At 56.2% G+C, this 1,163-nt stretch carries 1 protein-coding gene and 1 pseudogene; one reads left to right on the forward strand and one right to left on the reverse strand.

All coding sequences use genetic code 11. The features are described from left to right. Nucleotides 1-123: 123 nt before the first annotated feature. Nucleotides 124-806: pseudogene (locus CQ13_RS47580) on the reverse strand (host specificity protein). 173 nt (nucleotides 807-979) lie between these two features. Between CQ13_RS47580 and CQ13_RS16600 the strand changes: the two are divergent. After that, nucleotides 980-1,163, forward strand: a 184-nt coding sequence (locus CQ13_RS16600; RefSeq protein ID WP_430649691.1) for a helix-turn-helix domain-containing protein, incomplete at its 3' end; no start/stop codon positions are given.

Below are 1,163 nucleotides of genomic sequence, written 5' to 3' on the forward strand. Positions count from 1 at the left end.
AGAGCATTCCGCGCAAGTCAAGCCCGGGCACCGGTGATCCTATCGTGACGCTCACTCTCTATGCCCTTCGCGCCCGGCAAGGCGAGACACGATTTTGCTTTCGTGGCCTTCCGATTGAGCTTCTCAGTCGTCGCGTCCTCCGCGAAAAGTGAGCGCCCGCTCTAAGTACCAAGAAGGGTCATCGCCGGACGAATCTGTCTCGACAAACTGTTCGCTTTCGTCGCTACTTCCTTCAAGGGGATCCTCGCTCTCAGCTTGGAGATACAGTTGAGGCCTGTCCGCCCGCTGCCATTCACCGTTGCCGTTCAGCGTCCACTTATCGCGATGCCGTTTGGGATCAAGCACAAACTCGTTTCCACCCACGTCAACAAAGCCCATCTGCTCCAGACGGGGCTTCAGCTCATCGTTAGAGGACGCGACATGATCAACGGCTTCTTGCCGTCGAGCCGAAGTTGATGTTCGAGCAGAACATCGCCGGCATTCTCAACGAGGGGATGTGTTACTCGCAGAGCCACAACCGATGAGATGTTTTTTCGCTCGGGAAAGTGTTCTTCCTGCCAGTCTCTCCCTTTGATGCGGAATCCTGGATCCATTCTTAGGAGCCCGACACTCTTGTCGCCCAACCGGTAGCTGAAGTACTGCGAACCCGGCCTGTCTTCTACGCTCGCGCCGACTCTAGCGAGCATTGCGCTGCGCCCGGCTTTTGAGGACACGAAATCCGAGTACTCTTGGGGATTTTCGGCTATGTGCTTGACATCATCGCCGTAGAAATTCCTCAGTTCTTGCTCGTACGTACCCCTGTCCATCTCAACGATAGGAGGGTTAGAGGTAAGAGAATAGGGCCGTGTCGTCGACGACGAAGCAGGCGCCGCCTCTGCGACCGCTCCCGCGAACGTCGGGTCATCTGCTAGTGTTCTGTCACTGACATTTGAATCCCAACTTGTCGCGAATATGATTCACTCGCGGCATGGGAAACGACTTGATTGTACTTGATCGCAAGGCTCGCAGGGAACTGGAGCAATTGCTCACCGATGGAAACACGGCTCAGAAGATCGCCAAGCGAGCGAGGATCGTGCTGATGACGGCGGACGGTCATGGCGTCGTGGCGATTATGCGTGAGGTCGGGGTTTCGAAGACCACCGTCTGGCGCTGGCAGGACTATT

Source organism: Bradyrhizobium retamae (genome assembly GCF_001440415.1).
Lineage (GTDB): Bacteria > Pseudomonadota > Alphaproteobacteria > Rhizobiales > Xanthobacteraceae > Bradyrhizobium > Bradyrhizobium retamae.